14 protein-coding genes are annotated in these 16,187 nt (G+C 65.4%); 7 read left to right on the forward strand and 7 right to left on the reverse strand.

Annotated elements, in window-relative coordinates; translation table 11 throughout:
• The first annotated feature begins 137 nt into the window (after positions 1 to 137).
• Positions 138 to 722, forward strand: coding sequence for an ANTAR domain-containing response regulator (locus U5782_RS15160; protein WP_322044641.1), 585 nt, complete (start codon positions 138 to 140; stop codon positions 720 to 722).
• A gap of 53 nt (positions 723 to 775) precedes the next feature.
• A complete protein-coding gene (locus U5782_RS15165) occupies positions 776 to 1,915 on the forward strand; it encodes a CmpA/NrtA family ABC transporter substrate-binding protein (protein WP_322044642.1) in 1,140 nt (379 codons plus the stop codon).
• Positions 1,916 to 1,937: 22 nt separating this feature from the next.
• Here the strand turns inward: U5782_RS15165 and U5782_RS15170 are convergent, their stop codons facing one another.
• The 6 genes from U5782_RS15170 to U5782_RS15195 form a co-directional block, all read right to left on the reverse strand.
• Positions 1,938 to 2,231 (reverse strand): antibiotic biosynthesis monooxygenase, encoded by a 294-nt coding sequence (locus U5782_RS15170; protein ID WP_322044643.1) that lies wholly within the window; start codon positions 2,229 to 2,231, stop codon positions 1,938 to 1,940.
• An 87-nt stretch (positions 2,232 to 2,318) separates the two neighbouring features.
• On the reverse strand, positions 2,319 to 3,422 hold the full coding sequence (locus U5782_RS15175) for an NAD(P)/FAD-dependent oxidoreductase (RefSeq protein ID WP_322044644.1): 1,104 nt from the start codon (positions 3,420 to 3,422) through the stop codon (positions 2,319 to 2,321).
• Positions 3,423 to 3,542: 120 nt separating this feature from the next.
• Positions 3,543 to 4,646 carry a porin gene (locus tag U5782_RS15180; protein ID WP_415914322.1) on the reverse strand — a complete coding sequence of 368 codons (1,104 nt, stop codon included), beginning with the start codon at positions 4,644 to 4,646 and terminating at the stop codon, positions 3,543 to 3,545.
• 103 nt (positions 4,647 to 4,749) lie between these two features.
• Complete coding sequence (locus U5782_RS15185; RefSeq protein ID WP_322044645.1) at positions 4,750 to 6,093, reverse strand: MFS transporter; 1,344 nt, start codon at positions 6,091 to 6,093, stop codon at positions 4,750 to 4,752.
• A 95-nt stretch (positions 6,094 to 6,188) separates the two neighbouring features.
• The gene (locus U5782_RS15190) at positions 6,189 to 6,548 is read right to left on the reverse strand and encodes a protocatechuate 3,4-dioxygenase (protein ID WP_322044646.1); all 360 of its coding nucleotides are present in this window, start codon (positions 6,546 to 6,548) and stop codon (positions 6,189 to 6,191) included.
• Positions 6,545 to 7,411 carry a gallate dioxygenase gene (locus U5782_RS15195; RefSeq protein ID WP_322044647.1) on the reverse strand — a complete coding sequence of 289 codons (867 nt, stop codon included), beginning with the start codon at positions 7,409 to 7,411 and terminating at the stop codon, positions 6,545 to 6,547. Before U5782_RS15195 ends, U5782_RS15190 begins: the two co-directional genes overlap by 4 nt.
• A 340-nt stretch (positions 7,412 to 7,751) precedes the next feature.
• Here U5782_RS15195 and U5782_RS15200 point away from each other — a divergent pair, with 340 nt between their 5' ends.
• The 3 genes from U5782_RS15200 to U5782_RS15210 all read left to right on the forward strand — a co-directional run bounded on the left by U5782_RS15200 (position 7,752) and on the right by U5782_RS15210 (position 12,379).
• Positions 7,752 to 8,459, forward strand: a complete 708-nt coding sequence (locus U5782_RS15200; protein WP_322044648.1) for a GntR family transcriptional regulator — start codon at positions 7,752 to 7,754, stop codon at positions 8,457 to 8,459.
• On the forward strand, positions 8,456 to 9,727 hold the full coding sequence (locus U5782_RS15205) for a LysR family transcriptional regulator (RefSeq protein ID WP_322044649.1): 1,272 nt from the start codon (positions 8,456 to 8,458) through the stop codon (positions 9,725 to 9,727). The genes U5782_RS15200 and U5782_RS15205 overlap by 4 nt, the downstream gene beginning before the upstream one ends.
• Before the next feature lie 426 nt (positions 9,728 to 10,153).
• Complete coding sequence (locus U5782_RS15210; protein WP_415914323.1) at positions 10,154 to 12,379, forward strand: TonB-dependent receptor; 2,226 nt, start codon at positions 10,154 to 10,156, stop codon at positions 12,377 to 12,379.
• Positions 12,380 to 12,481: 102 nt separating this feature from the next.
• Here the strand turns inward: U5782_RS15210 and U5782_RS15215 are convergent, their stop codons facing one another.
• Complete coding sequence (locus U5782_RS15215; RefSeq protein WP_322044650.1) at positions 12,482 to 13,150, reverse strand: O-methyltransferase; 669 nt, start codon at positions 13,148 to 13,150, stop codon at positions 12,482 to 12,484.
• Between the two features lie 133 nt (positions 13,151 to 13,283).
• Between U5782_RS15215 and U5782_RS15220 the strand changes: the two genes are divergently transcribed.
• Positions 13,284 to 13,496 (forward strand): hypothetical protein, encoded by a 213-nt coding sequence (locus tag U5782_RS15220; protein ID WP_322044651.1) that lies wholly within the window; start codon positions 13,284 to 13,286, stop codon positions 13,494 to 13,496.
• A gap of 202 nt (positions 13,497 to 13,698) precedes the next feature.
• Complete coding sequence (bcsB, locus tag U5782_RS15225) at positions 13,699 to 16,185, forward strand: cellulose biosynthesis cyclic di-GMP-binding regulatory protein BcsB (RefSeq protein WP_322044652.1); 2,487 nt, start codon at positions 13,699 to 13,701, stop codon at positions 16,183 to 16,185.
• Positions 16,186 to 16,187 lie beyond the last annotated feature (2 nt).

The following is a 16,187-nucleotide window of genomic DNA, read 5'->3' on the forward strand; positions in this document are numbered from 1 at the left end:
CACGCCGCGAGCGCCCCCCACGCGCCGCGATCCAATCCAGTCGGGCAATGCAGTTCGACACGAGAGGCGCTGCGCCGACGCTGCCTGCGGGCACGCGCCACGTAGAAGCCTTCAATGCCACCGGCCCACGAAACACCATGCTGCGCGTCCTGCTCGTAACCGACACCGACAAGCCCATCGGCGATCTGCGCGACGCGCTCGCGCGACTCGGCTACGACATGCTCGCCGAGCCCGCCACGCCGCAGGCGCTCCATCGCGTCGTGGAGCGCGAGCGCCCGGACGTCATCATCATCGACACCGAATCGCCCTCGCGCGACACGCTCGAACAGCTCGCCGTGATGAACGCCACGGCGCCGCGCCCCGTGCTGATGTTCAGCAACGACGCCAACCAGCAACTGATCCGCTCGGCCGTCAATGCGGGCGTGACGGCCTATCTCGTCGAAGGGCTCGCGGGCGAGCGCATCGCGCCGATTCTCGAAGTCGCGCTCGCGCGTTTCGCGCAGGAAGCCCAACTGCGCGAGCGCCTCACGCAGGCCGAGAACGAACTGGCCGAGCGCAAGCTGATCGACCGTGCCAAGCGTCTCCTGATGGAACAGCAGAAAATGACCGAGCCCGCCGCCTACGCCACGCTGCGCAAGCGCGCGATGAACCAGAGCCTCAAACTCGCCGAGGTCGCCCGCCAGATCGTCGATGCGGCCGACTCGCGCGAGCGCAACGCATGAACGGGACGCCAGAACGCGCCCCCGCCTGAACGAGCACACCGCCTGCGCCGCCTATGAACGCCACCGTATCCGCCGCGCCGCCGACCCCGGCCGCGCCGCTCGAAAAAACCCATCTGAAGATCGGCTTCGTACCGCTCGCCGATGCCGCGCCCGTCGTCGCCGCGAAGCTGCTGGAGTTCGGCCACGCGCACGGGCTCACGCTCGAACTGTCGCGCCAGCCTTCGTGGGCGGCGCTGCGCGATAAACTGCTCGCGGGCGAGCTGGACGCCGCACATTCGCTCTACGGACTCGTGTATGGCGTGCAGCTTGGCATCGGCGGCCCGCAAACGGACATGGCCGTGCTGATGGTGCTCAACCGCAACGGCCAGGCGATCTCGCTCTCGAACCGCCTCGCCGATGCGCTCGCCGAACACGGCACCCTGCCGCGCGCGCTCGCGACGCTCGGCCGCAAGCCCGTGTTCGCGCAGACCTTCCCGACCGGCACGCACGCGATGTGGCTGTATTACTGGCTCGCTTCGCAAGGTGTGCATCCGCTGCGCGACATCGAGAGCGTGGTGATCCCGCCGCCGCAGATGGTGGCGGCGCTCGCCGAGGAACGTCTCGACGGCCTTTGCGTGGGCGAGCCGTGGCCTGCGCTCGCGCAGCAGCGCGGCATGGGGCGCACGGTGATCCGCAGCGGCGAGATCTGGCCGGATCATCCCGAGAAAGTGCTGGCCTGCCGGCGCGATTTCGTCACGCATCATCCGAATACGGCGCGCGCGCTGGTGCAGACGATGCTGGAGGCTTGTCGCTGGCTCGATGGCGCGGGGCATCGCACGGAGATTGCGCAGTGGCTTGCGCGACCCGAGATGCTGGGTGTCGACGCGCAATTGATTGCGTCGAAGCTCGAAGGCGAGCCTGGTTCAAGCCAGGCGGGAATGAAGTTCTTCGAAGACGGTGCGGTGAATTATCCGTTGGAGTCCGAAGGAATCTGGTTTCTCACACAGTTCGAACGCTGGGGGATGATGGCTCGGCGTGGTGATTATCGCGATATTGCCGAAGCGCTGAATCAGACGGCGCTTTATCGGGAAGCTGCGGGGGCGATGGGGATTGGCGTGCCCAAGGCCTGGCCTAAACCGGTTCTGGTCGATGGGCGCGTGTGGGACGCAGAGAATGCGGCGGCGTATGTCGAGGGGTTTGAGATCAAGGCTTAAGACACCACGCCGCCAGCGCCGCTTACTTCACCACCACTTCCGTATGCCCCACGACCGGCGGCTTTTCAAAGAACGGGCCGACCAGACCGCGCCACGTCTGGAAGTCAGCGGACTCGCGGAAGTGGACCATATGATCTTCGAGCGTATCCCACTGCACGACCAGCACATACTGGTTCGGCTCTTCGACGCTGCGTTGCAGTTCGACGCCGCGGCAGCCGCGCGCGCGATGGAAAAGCGGCAGCGCCTGCGTCACGCCCGCTTCGAATTCGGCGTTCTTGCCTGCCAACACCGTGATGTGTGCCATTTCGTAGACCACGTTCTGCTCCTTCGTATGCGTTGATTCGTTGATGCGTCGGGATATTGCGCCTGCGCTGTGTCCAGCGTTAGCGCGCACGACACGTTATCACGCCTGCGCGTCGAGCCGCGCGGCCACTCGCCCGGCGATGGCTAGCGACGCGGTCAACCCGGGCGATTCGATGCCGTAAAGATTGACGAGCCCTTTCACGCCGTGCTCGCTCGCGTCCTGGATCACGAAGTCCGTGTTGTCCACCAACTTGGGGCGAATGCCTGAATAAGCCGGCTGCAATGCGCCATCGGGCAGATCGGGCCAGTAGCTGCGGATCGCTGCGTAAAATTTCGCCGCGCGAGCCGGATCGACGCGGTAGTCGATCGTGTCGATCCATTCGACGTCCGGCCCGAAGCGCGCCTGGTGGCCAAGATCGATCGTCAGATGCACGCCCAGGCCGCCAGGTTCCGGCACCGGATAGATCAAGCGCGAAAACGGCGCCGCGCCCGCGAGCGAATAGTAATTGCCTTTCGCATAACGCCCCGCAGGAATCGTTGCCGCGTCGATGCCCTCGATCGATGCAGACACCTGTTGCGCGAACAGTCCCGCGCAGTTGATGACGCGTTTCGCGAGCAATTCCATCGGCTCGTCGCCGCCCACTTTCAGCAGGATCGGCTGTCCTTCACGCACCGCACCGCCTGTGACCGGCGAGCACAGCGCGAGCATGCCGCCCGCCGCCTCGAAGTCGCCTTGCAGCGCGAGCATGAGGCCGTGGCTATCGACGATGCCGGTCGAGGGCGATTCGAGCGCGGCGACGCAATGCAAGGCGCTTTCGCGCGCCTGCGCCGCATCGCGTTCGAGCCAGCGCAGATCGTCCACGCCGTTCGCGGCCGCTGCCGCGCGGATCGCATGCAGCGCGTCGAGCTGACTCTCATGCGTCGCGACGATGAACTTGCCGCAACGCTCGTGCGCCACGCCTTTGTCTTCGCAATAGGCGTAGAGACGCTGCTTGCCTTCCACGCACAGGCGCGCCTTGAGCGAGCCTTGCGGGTAATAGATGCCCGCGTGAATGACCTCGCTGTTGCGCGAACTGGTGCCGGTGCCGATGGCGTTTTCCGCTTCCACCAGCACGGTTTCCCAGCCCCGCTGCGCGCACGCGCGCGCCACCGCGAGACCGACCACGCCCGCGCCGATCACGACGCAATCGATCGTCTCCATCATCGAATCTCCTTTCTCCCCGAGGGCGATGCTTTCGATGACGGTATTGTGCCTCGTCGCGCCAGAACGCAAAAACGCGGCGTGCAGGCCAGGCCCGCACGCCGCGTTCGCCACGCAGGGGAATCAGAACTTCGTATGCAGGCCTACGCGCGCGACCGCCTGGGTCTGGCCGCTCGATGCGCCGTCCGAGCTGTTCATGCCGTTGATCTGCGCATTGCCGCCCGCACTCGCGCGCTGATACACGCCCAGCACATAGACGCTGGTGCGCTTGGACAGCGCGTAATCGACGATAGCCGCCAACTGGTGCGCGTGGTTGTTGTCGACCACGTCGTTGCCCTTCATGTACATGTACGACGCGCCCGCGCTCAAGGCCGGCGTGAAGTAGTAATGCGCGCCGACCGAGCCTTCGTACACGGAGCCGCCGTTATACGAGTTGTGGACGGTGGTGAAGAGCGCGTTGGTGATCCAGCCGCCAAACTTGTAATGCGCGCCGATACCCCAGTTGCGCACGCTCACGTCGCCTTCGCCCGTGACCACGTATTTGAGGTTGGTGTAGGCCGCATTGACGCCGAAGTTTTCGTGCGCGTAGTTGAGCGCGAAGCTCGACCCGTTGCCCGTGCCGATCGAACCCGCCACGTTGCCGAAACTGTACATCGCGCCCGCGCTGAAGCCGCCGAAGGTGGGCGACACGTACTTGACCGAGTTGTTGACGGTCTCGCCCGCCATGCGGTCCCAGTCGAACGCGCCCGTGGCGTTGCTCGGCAACGCGAGCTTGTCGAACGGGCCAGCGCGGAAGTCGTAAAAGTGGCCCGACAGTTCGGCCGGATCGTCGCCCGCGAAGTAGAGCGAGTCCGTCATGAAGTCGTACTGGTTACCCAGCGAGAGCTTGCCGTAGACGGGGTTGCTCAGGCCCACGATCGAGGTGCGGCTGAACAGGCTCTTGTTCGGCATGAAGCTGCCGTTGTCGATCTGGAACTGGTTGACGAGCTGGAAGAACGCCTTGTTGCCGCCACCCAGATCTTCCGTGCCCGTCAGGCCCCAGAGGTTCGGGCCGTTCACGCCGTCGTCCATCTTCACGTTGCTATGGCCACCCTGGTTGCTCACGTAGGTGATGCCGGTATCCATCATCCCGTAGAGCGTCACGCTGCTTTGCGCGAGTGCCGAAGCGGCGCAGGTCAACCCCGCCAGCGCCATCATCATTTTTATGGACTGCTTATTTTTCGTCATTCTCCAAGTCTCCTGTCATCAATATCGGTCGTTGTTTCTAGTAGTCGTTTTGTTGCTGAGCGCGCGGGGGCGCTCAGCAACGCGCTGGAATGTTCAGCGAGGTTCAGGCGTCCGCAACCGGCGCGGTGATGAAGCGCAGCGCAAGGCGGTTGAGCAGGATCGCCGCAGCGGCAACGAGCGCGGGCACGGCCAGCACGGAGAACACCGTCGAGAAGCTGAAGCCGAGCGAGAGCAGCACGCCGCCCACGAAGGAGCCGAGAATGCCGCCGAGGCGCCCGAAGCCCAGCATCCAGCTCACCCCCGTCGCCCGCGCACGGGTCGGGTAGCAGGACGGTGCGAGAGCGTTGAGGCCCGTCTGCGCGCCGCTCATGAAGAAGCCCGCGCACGCCACCAGCACGGTGAGCATGCTGGACTTGAGCGTACCCATGCCGAGCGCGAAGATGAACACGCCACCCAGCAGATACGAGGCGCCGATCACCGCGTTGCGGTCGAGGCGGTCCATCGCGAAGCCCACGACGATCGCGCCCACCGTGCCGCCCAGCTGGAACATGCCGGTGATCGCCGCCGCGCGCTCGACGGGCAGGCCCGCGTCCTTGATGAGCGTCGGCAGCCAACCGGTGAGCAGATAGATGATCAGGAGTCCCATGAAGTAGGTGACCCACAGCATCAGCGTGCTCATGGCGTAGCCATCGGCGAACAGCATGCGCACCGGCGCCTTGGCGGCCACGGTCGGTTCGGGCGAGGTGAAGCGGGTGGTCGCGGCGAAGCGATGACCGCTCACGCGCGAGAGCGTCGCGGCGATGCGTTCGGCGGAGAAGCGGCGCACCAGCAGGAAGCGCGCGGATTCCGGCAGCAGACCCATCAGCACCGGCACGAACAGGATCGGCAGCACGCCGCCGCAGACAAACACGCCGCGCCAGCCGAAGTGCGGAATCAGCGCCGCCGCGACGAAGCCGCCCGCGCCCGAGCCGAAATTAAAGCCCGTGAACATGATGGTGAGCAGCAGCGAACGGCTCTTCGAAGGTACGTACTCGGAAAGCAGCGTCGTCGAGTTCGGCATCGCCGCGCCCAGACCCAGACCGGTCAGAAAGCGCAGCGCCACCAGTTGACCCGGCGTGTTCGCGAACGCGCACAGCAGGCTGAAGAGGCCGAAGCACGCCACCGAGCCGAGCAGCACTTTCTTGCGGCCGATGCGGTCAGCCGACGGGCCTGCCACCAGCGCGCCAATCGCGAGACCGACCATGGCGGCGCTCATCACGGGGCCGAATGCGGCACGCGCAATGCCCCACTCCTTCATGACGACGGGCGCGACGAACCCCATCACGGCGGTGTCGAGCCCGTCGAGCGTCACGATCAGAAAACAGAGGGCGAGCACGAGCCATTGATAGCCCGACATTCTGCGGGCGTCGATAAAGCCCTTGATATCCACTGCGTCAGCAGAGTTCATGCGTGTCTCCGAAGTTAATATTTCCCCGTTCCCGCGCTTCGTCGGCGCGGGAATTGTTGTGCTACAGCCAGCAGATAAAACCGCGGACGCGGGGGTTAAACCGCGTCGGGCACGCGCCGCGTCTTGAGAAACGCTTCGAGCGTTTCGCCGCGCATGCTCGCGTACATGCCCAGATTGGTGATCTTCACCACGCGCGCGAACTTCTCCAGCACGAAGAAGCACACGCCGTATTGCACTAGGCCGAGCCAGTCGGTGTTGTCCACCAGCGTGCGTTCCTCGGCCGTGAGTGCCGCTGCGTCGTAGGCCGCTGCGCGATCGTTCAGCCACAACTCACGCGCGGCCGGCGTGCGCATCATCCAGAAGAAGCGGTTCAGGCGCATCGCCTTGATGCTCTGGCGGATGTCGAACGGATAGGTGCCGGTGAGCGCCTCGATGCCTTCCAGTTGCGGGTTCATCGCGCGATCTCCTCGCCGGCCGCTTCACAAGCCTCTTCATAGATCGTCACGGCCATCGCCGTGCTGGTCGCGAGGTAGTAATTGCGATGCACCTCGCGAATCTTCGGCGCGAGCGCGCCGCGCATCGCGAGCCACATGATCGTCTCGACGCTTTCCGCACCGCCGAGGCGCACGTAATCGACGTGTTTCATCTTCGCCAGCCGTTCGGGCTCGTGCACGATGAGGTCGAGAAACTCCATGTCCCACTCGGTGTTGTTGAAGCCGCTGCGCTCGCCGTGCACCTGATGCGACAGGCCGCCCGTGCCCACCACGACCACGTCGAGATCTTCCTCGAACGATTCGATCGCGCGGCGCAGCGCCTGGCCGAGCCGATAGCAGCGGTTCGCCGTCGGCAGCGGATACTGCAACACGTTGACTTCGAGCGGCACCAGCGCCGTGGGCCAGCCGCCGGCGTGCGGCAGCATCAGCGAGAGCGGCGAGTTGCAGCCGTGATCGAGCGGCTTGTCCTGGAAGATCGTGAGATCGAACTCGTCGTTGACGAGTTGTTCGGCGATATGGATCGCGAGTTCGGGATGACCGGCGATGTCGGGCAACGGGCGCTTGCCCGCGCCCTCATCGGCGAATTCATGCTGCGGCGACACGCCCAGCGCGAAGGTCGGATAGCAGTCGAAGAAGAAGCTGTTGGCGTGGTCGTTGTAGAACATCACGAGCACGTCGGGCTTGCGCGCGGCCAGCCATTCGGCCACGGGTTCGTACCCCTTGAAGAGCGGCGCCCAGGCCGGGTCGTTCTGCTTGCCCTTGTCGTACGCCATACCGATCGTCGGTACGTGCGAAGTCCCGATGCCGCCCACTATCCTTGCCATGCTTCATGCCCTCGTGCCAATGCACTCGATTACCTGCGGTTCGCGGCGCGCTACTTCCACCGCTCACCTGTTGGGATACGAAATTACAGAACGGCGGTTGGCGCGGTAAGTCAGGGTTAACGCCAGTTTTTTCGTTTGAGTCCGTAATAAGCGGGACTTTGCGCGTTGCCTCGCCTTCTCGCCTGCCGGGAAACCCACGCGCCATAACGGTTTTTGGTATCCTGAAACGGCCAGTGCGCGATTTATTACGCATGCACCCGGCAACACGGCCATAAACGAAATAGATAGCAAAAGAACAAACTCGCAAGGCCGCCCACGCGGCGCCAGGCGGGGCATCGACATGAACGAGACCACCCAGCAAACCATCGTGCAGGCGCTACGCACGCGCATCCTTTCGGGCGAACTAGCACCAGGCCAACGACTCGTGGAAGCGCATCTGGCCGAACGACTCGGCATCTCCCGCACGCCGTTGCGTTATGCGTTGAGCGTCCTCGCGACCGAAGGGCTGGTCGAGCGTTCGGGCGCACGCGGCTATATCGTGCGCCGTTTCAGCGTGACCGACGTGCTCAATGCCATCGACGTGCGCGGCGTACTCGAGGGGCTCGCGGCCCGCAGCGTGGCCGAACGCGGCGTGAGCGCCACGCTCGCCCGCGCCTTGCAGGACTGTCTGCGCGATGGCGACGAGATTTTCCAGGCGGGTCCGCTGGCGTTGAACGGCGAGTCGGAGACGCGCTACGCCGCGATGAACGGCCGCTTTCACGCGCTGATCGTGGAGGCCGCCCAAAATCATGCGGTCAGTGCCGCGCTCGGTCTGAACGACAAGATTCCCTTCGTTTCTCCGGCCACGGTCGTGTTCGACGACGCGGCGCGCGAGCAGCAATACATGATGCTCGCGTACGCGCACCGCCAGCATCACGCGATCGTCGGCGCGCTGATCAAGGGCGAGGGCGCGCGCGTGGAGGCGCTCATGAAAGAGCACACGCATATCTCGAAGGAGAGCCTCAACCTCTCGGTCGAACATCTGCACCTGATCGCGGGGGCCGCATGAATCCGGCCGAACTGCTCAATCTCGCCCATCTGCGCGCGTTCCGGCTCGTCGCCGATACGGGCAGCGCCACGCGCGCCGCCGCCGCGCTCTATCGCGCGCAATCGGCCGTTACGCGCTCGGTGCAGGAACTCGAAACCGCGCTGGGCGAGCCGCTCTTCGAGCGCAAGCCGTCGGGCATGCTGCCAACGGCCGTAGGCCGCGTCGTGCTGGATCGTTGCGCGCGCATCTTTGCCGAGCTCGAAGCGCTCGCGCAATGGTGTGCGGCTCGTCAGACGCGCCGCCGTGCGCTCGCGGAAGGCGCGATGCCCGCGTGGCTGCTCAACACGCGACGGCTCCAGTTGTTCGTCGCGCTCGCTCGCCATCGGCACATGCCCAGCACCGCGAGCGCGTTTGGCATCAGCCAGCCCGCCGTGAGCAGCGCCATGCGCGTGCTCGAAAGCGGCTCGGGCATCACGCTGTTTCACCGCAGTGCGCGTGGCATGCAATTGAGCGCCGAGGGCGAGACGTTTTTGCTGCACGTGCGGCGCGCACTCAACGAGCTGCGCCATATTCCCGACGACATCGCCGCGCTGCACGGCAACATCCAGGGCGCGGTCACGGTGGGGGCGCTGCCGCTCGGCCGCACGCTGATCCTGCCTGCGGCCATCGCGCGTCTGAGCGCGCAGCATCCCGGCGTGCGCGTCGTCACGGACGAAAGCGCCTATGAAATGCTGGTGGCGGGCTTGCGCGCGGGCGATGTCGATTTCATTCTCGGCGCGCTGCGTGAAAACGATACGGCCAGCGGCCTCGCCAACGAGCGCTTGATGGCCGAGGACATGGTGGTGCTCGCACGGCGCGATCATCCGCTCGCGCAGAAGGCCGGTCTGAACGTGGGCGATCTGCGCAACGCGCAGTGGATCGTCTCGCGCCTGAATTCGCCCGCGCGCGGGCTGTTCGAGGCGCAGTTCAAGCGCCTGAAACTCAAGCCGCCGACGCCGACCGTCGAGACGGCCGATCTCGCCGTGATCCGTGGCCTGCTGATGGGCACCGACATGGTCGCCGCGCTCTCGGCGCAGCAGTTGCATTACGAAATTGCGGCGGGAGAACTGGTGGTGCTGGACGTGCCGCTGCACAACACGCGGCGCGAGATCGGACTGACGACCCGCGCCGATAGCGCACCCTCACCCGGTGCGCGCGCGTTGATCGACGCGATCCGGCTTGCGGTCGCCGAGGCGGCGCCTGCTGTACGGGTGGTGGAAGGACGCCTGGGCGGGCGGTCCGTGCGCTGAATACAACGGCGCTTTTGGGGCGCGTCAGCGCCCTGCCAATAACACGCAATCAACGCCTTTCATTTTCACTACGTTGCACACGCAACGGCAGTCTGATGCAACCCTGATTGCACCTCGGTGGCGCACTCGCGCCGACACGTCCAGCCACACGCCGTCCGCACGATTTGGCCCTTTCAATGACATCCACACTCGTTGCGCCCGCAACTAGTTGGCAACGCGCGCGAGTGTTGCGTAAACGCCGAAATCGTCGGTTGAAAGCGTGTTAGCGAATAACAATCGTTCTCATTTGCATATACAATCCGCATACTTTTGAGGACACGTCTGCCGCGCATCGCCGTGGCGCAGGTGAAGCCGCAAAACAATACGTCCGCCAATGAGCCCTTGGTCTCGCAAGGCGGCTGCACGAATACACCGTTCGAACTTTTTATGTCTGCCACCCGTTTGCTTTCGCCGCGCCTCGATGCGGCCGCACTGCCCCGCCCGCTCACCCAACCCGCACTGCCCGCCAGCCGCCGCGCGATGCTCGCGGCGGTCGCTATGGCGTTCGCGCTGCCCGCCGCTGCGTACGCGCAGGCGAGCACCACCGACAGCGCGAACGCCACGCTGCCCACCGTGAAGGTTCAGGCGGCAAAAGACGTCCTGCCCGGCGATCTTCAACCGACCTACGGCGGCGGTCAGGTCGCGCGCGGCGGCGACTTTGGCGTGCTCGGCTCGCAAAAGAACATCGACGTGCCGTTCAGCATGACGACCTATACCGCGAAGCTGATCCAGGATCAGGGCGCACGCACCATCGGCGACGTGCTGGCGAACGATCCGGCCGTGCGCACGGCCTACGGCTACGGCAATTTCCAGGAGATCTACGTCATTCGCGGCTTCACGCTGGATAGCGACGACATCTCCCTGAACGGCCTGTACGGCATCACGCCGCGCCAGCTGGTCGAGACGCCGGCGATCGAGCGCGTCGATGTCTTCAAGGGCGCAAGCGCGTTCCTCAACGGCGCGGCGCCCAACGGCAGCTCGATTGGCGGCAGCGTGAACCTGCAACTCAAGCGCGCCGACGACAAGCCGCTCACGCAAGTGACCTTCGATGGCAGTGCGTCGGGCGAATTCGGCGAGCACATCGACGTGGGCCGCCGCTTCGGCGACAAGGACCAGTTCGGCATCCGCGTGAACCAGTCGAACCGCGACGGCGAAACGAGCGTCGACGGCGAACATCGCCGCAACAACCAGACGGCCGTGGCGCTCGACTGGCGCGGCGACAAGCTGCGCCTCGAAGGCGACTTCCTCTATCAGCGCCAGCGCGTGACGGACGGTCGCGGCGTGGTCTATGTCTCCGGCACCGAGATCCCGACGGTGCCCTCGGCCACGCACAACTATGCGCAGACGTGGTCGTACAGCGACGCCGAAGACACGGTCGGCATCCTGCGCGCCGAATACGATTTCCTGCCGGGCTGGACCGCCTACGTGGCGGGCGGCACGCGCCACACGAGCGAGCACGGCGAGTACTTCTCGCCCTACTACACCGACGCCGCCACGACCACGGGCAACCGGCTCGGCGTCGTGCGCAAGGAAGACGGTTCGTCGGCGGAAGCGGGTGTGCGCGGCCACTTCGACACCGGTCCGGTGAGCCACTTCGTGACCGCGGGCGCGTCGATCGTGCGCGTGCTCACGCAGTCGGGCTGGACCTTTGGCGGCCCGTTCGCCACCGACCTCTACAACACGCAGCAGGTGCCGTCGCCGGCGACCAACTCGCAGGCGGGCATGAACGGCAACCCGCCGATCACGGCGCTCAACCTGACGCGCAGCGTCGCCGTGTCGGACACGCTCGGCTTCCTGCACGACCGCGTGCTGTTCACGGTGGGCGTGCGTCATCAGGAACTGCTCTCGAACGGCTATAGCTCGACGACGCTGCTGCAAACTTCGAACTACAACGACTCGATCACGACGCCGCTGTTCGGTCTCGTCGTCAGGCCGACGGAAAACCTCTCGTTCTACGCGAACCGCAGCGAATCGCTTTCGCCGGGCGGCATTGCGCCTCAGGGTTCGGTGAACTATGGCGACCAGCTCGCGCCCGAGCGCACCAAACAGTACGAAGTGGGCGCGAAGTACGACAACGGCCACTATGGCGCGCAGCTCGCGCTGTTCCAGCTCGAGAAGCCGCAGACCTACACGAATAGCGCCGCCGTGTTCGTGGCCAACGGCAACGAGCGCCATCGCGGCGTGGAAGCGTCGGTGTTCGGCGAGGTCTACAAGGGCGTGCGCGTGATCGCGGGCGCGACGTATATCAACGCCGAGCAGCTCGATACGCTCAATGGCGCGACGGACGGCAAGAAGCCCGTAGGCGTGCCGAGCTTCATGCTCAACCTGGGCGCCGAATACGACGTGCCCTGGGTGCCGGGTCTGACGTTCTCGGCGCGCTGGACGCACACAGGCCCGCAGTACTTCGACGCGGCCAACACGATGTCGATCAAGGCGTGGGACACGGTCGATCTCGGCGCGCGCTACGCGACGAGCGTATTCGGCCGTCCGACGACGTTCCGCGCCAACGTCTACAACGTCGCGAACAAGGGCTACTGGTCCTCGACCAACGGCGGTTATCTGACGATGGGCGCGCCGCGCACGGTCCTGTTCTCGATGACGACGGACTTCTGATCCTGCTTCGCATGCGAGGGCCGCGCGCCTTCGCCAGAAACGAAAACGCCGGTGCTGCATGCAGCACCGGCGTTTTTTGTTTTACGGCCCGCTAAATGGCCGTCACGCGCCCACGATGGTAATCGCGAACCCATCCCAGCCCTTGCTGCCCACCGTCTGCACGGCCGTGGTATCAAGCCGCGCGTCCTGGGTCAGCAAGTCGAAGTATTCGCGCAGGCCCACCACGTCGGCATCGTGATCGGTTTCATCGGCGACCCGGCCGTTACGCACCACGTTATCCGCGACGATGACCGTGCCCGGACGCGCAAGCTTCAGCACGCGTTCGAGGTATTGCGGATTACTGCGCTTGTCCGCGTCGATAAAGACGAAATCGAACGGCGGCGTGCCGTCGCGCAGCATCGCGTCGAGCGATTCCAATGCGAGGCCGGTCACGACCTTGACCTTTTCGCTCAGACCCGCGCGCGCGATATTGGCGCGCGCCACCGCGGCGTTCTCGGGACTGAATTCGAGCGACACGAGCACGCCGTCGGCGGGCAGCGCCCGCGCCAGCCAGATCGCGCTATAGCCGCCCAGCGTGCCGATCTCCAGGATGCGCCGTGCGCCCTGGATGCGCACGAGCAGGTGCAGGAACTTGCCCTGGTTCGGCGCAACGTTGATGGCGCGCAGGCCCGCCTTCGCGCTGGCCGCCAGCGCGCCGTCGAGCGCCGCATCCGCGCCGATCAGCCGGTCGGTCAACCAGTCGTCCACTGCATGCCACGTCTGCTCGTTCATTGCGCCACTCCGCGATAAGTGAAGCGGCAAGCTTAACGTGCTGGCCAATTGCGTGCAGTTAGCGTGCCGAATGCCGTCGAATGCATGCCAATTAACACCGCGATACGGCTATTTCTCTTAATTCGGATTGCCGATGAATGAAAAAGGCATTCGCTTTGCCTTGCACTTTTTTCCGATTGCCATGAATTGCGTAAATTCACCCGATATGCATATTCAATACACGACCGTTCGCAAACATCGTTTCACACCGATCTCCGGCGTCTGGAGCGGCATTGCGCTCAAAGGCCCATCTGGCAACGCGTTGCGCCGTTACGACATTAAGGCCAATGTTAAAAATGTCACCTGACAATCGTTAACGATTCAATGTAAATAAACAGTGAGCAATCATCTGCCGGATTTGATGAGAGTCATATAAACTCCGACGAACTCCGAACGTTGGCGCACTCCCCGAATCAGGGCGGGGAGATGCGAGACCGCCAATATCACCAGCCGGCTTGCTGAGCATGTCAGGGGGCAGCCGCCGCGAATAAGACAAAGGGCCGTTTGCGATGCGAGTTACCGTTCAAGTCCGCCTCGGCGCGCTGATCGCCGGGCTGCTGCTGGCGTCCAGCCTTCTCGCAGCCGACAAGCCGGCCGCCGCGCCGGCAAGCAAAGCGACACCTAACGCTGCATCCGGCGCATCGAACGCACCGGGCACGCCCGTTGCACCGCCAGCCGCCGCCGTCGCGGCCGCATCGGCGTCCGAGCCCGCGGTCGGGATCGGCGTGACGGGGGGCGTGGCCGGCAGCATCGCCACCACGCCCGGCGGCAGCGGACCCGCCGTGATCCAGACGGCGCCCGGCAAGATCGCCATGCCCATCGACGCGAGCGGTGCGCCCGCGCCAGTCGGCCCGCCACGCACACGCGTCTTCTCGCTGCGCCAGATGGGCGTCTATGGGCCGATGGAGCTGCGCGGGCTCGACCCCACCGGCTACATGAACGTCGATGTGCGCACCGACGAAGTCGTCAACAGTGCGAAGCTGCGCCTCGTCTATACGTACTCGCCGTCGCTGATCTATCCGCTCTCGCATCTGCGCGTGATGGTCAACGGCGAAGTCGTCGCCACGATTCCGCTCGTGAAGGAAACCGCCGGCCAGCTCGTCACGAGCGAGATCAATCTCGACCCGCGCCTCTTTACCGACTTCAACCGCATCAGCGTGCAGATGATCGCGCACTACACGCTCGATCACTGCGAAGACCCGTATCACTCGGCGCTGTGGACCGACGTTGCGCCTGAAAGCACGCTCACGCTCAACACCACGGGCATCACCTTGCCCAACAGCCTCGCGCTGCTGCCGGTGCCGTTCTTCGATCGTCACGACAACACGCTGCTGCGCGTGCCCTTCGTGCTCGCCGCCAATGCGGGCGTGCCCGCGCTGCATTCGGCGGGCGTGGTGTCGTCGTGGCTCGGCGCACTCGCGAGCTATCGCGGCGCGCGCTTCCCGGTGGTGCGCACGCCGCCCGCCGACGCCAATGCCATCGCGCTGGTGCTGCCCGGCCAGGTGCCCGCGGGCCTCTCGCTGCCCGAGATCAAGGGCCCGACGATTTCGGTGATGGCCAACCCGGCCGCCGATCCGCAATCGGGCCGCAAGCTGCTCGTGCTCGCGGGCCGCACGCCCGAGGAGCTGGAAAAGGCCGCCGATGCGCTGGTGCTCGGCCAGGCCGGCATGTCGGGCGACAGCGTGATCGTGCAGTCGGTCGACATGGGTCCGGCGCGCAAGCCCTACGATGCGCCGAACTGGGTGCCCACCGACCGCCCCGTGCTGCTGCGCGAGCTCGTGAGCGATCCGCAGCAGTTGCAGGTCTCGGGCTATAACCCGCCTGCGATCCGCGTGAACATGCGCGTGCCCGCCGACCTCTATGCGTGGGCGCGCAGCAACGTGCCGCTCGACATCCGCTATCGCTATACGGCGCCGTCGGCGTGGAACGATTCGATCCTCAACGTCAGCATCAACGACCAACTGGTGCGCTCGCAGCGTCTGAAGCCGGTCACGCGCGCCGCCGACGAAGCGCGCATCAGCGTGCCGCTGCTCTCGGGCACGGATGTGCGCGCGTCGAGCAACATCGAAATTCCGGCCTTCCGGGTCGGCTCGAACAACCAGTTCCAGTTCCAGTTCCACATCGATTCGCAGAAGACGGGGCTGTGCACCTCCACGGCCACCGACGTCGCGCGCGCGGCCGTCGATCCCGATTCCGTGGTCGACTTCAGCGACTTCGCGCACTACACGGCGTTGCCGAATCTCGCCTTTTTCGCCAACAGCGGCTATCCGTTCACGCGCATGGCCGACCTCGCGGAATCGGCGGTCGTGATTCCCGACGCGCCCAACGCACAGGATCAGGAAGCCGTGCTGACGATGCTCGGCCACATGGGCCAGTGGACCGGCCTGCCCGCGCTGCGCGTGCGGCTCGTGCCCGCCAGCCAGATCGACAGCGCAAGTGGCGCCGACCTGCTGGTGATCGGTTCCGGCTCGGCCGCGAACCTGCTCGCCAAGTGGGGCAAGGATCTGCCGCTGCTGATCGAGCGCGGCAAGACCGAAGTGACCACGCGCGACCAGCGCAGCGGCTGGCCGGGCTGGCTCGGCGGCACCGAGGACGACGACGATACGACGCCCGCGGGCCGCTCGATCGTCACGCTGGGCGGGCCGATCTCCGCGCTGATCGGCTTCGAGTCGCCGCTGGCGTCGGGCCGCAGCGTGGTGGCGCTCGCCACCACTTCGTCGGCGCAACTCGGCGAGGTGCTCGACGCGCTCGACGACAGCGGCAAGGTCGCGGCGATCCACGGCGACTTGACGCTCGTGCGCCACGGCGATGTCGAAGGCCTGCGTGTGGGCGATCGCTACTTCGTCGGCGATCTGCCGTGGTATGCGCGCGTCTGGGTGCATGTCTCGCGCTATCCGTCGCTGATGGCGCTCGCGGGCATTCTCGCGGGTCTGATCGTCGCGCTTACGGTGTTCTGGGCGCTGGGCCGCATGGCCGCACGCCGCACCGGAGACTGACC

This window comes from Paraburkholderia sp. J67 (assembly GCF_905220265.1).
Lineage (GTDB): Bacteria > Pseudomonadota > Gammaproteobacteria > Burkholderiales > Burkholderiaceae > Paraburkholderia.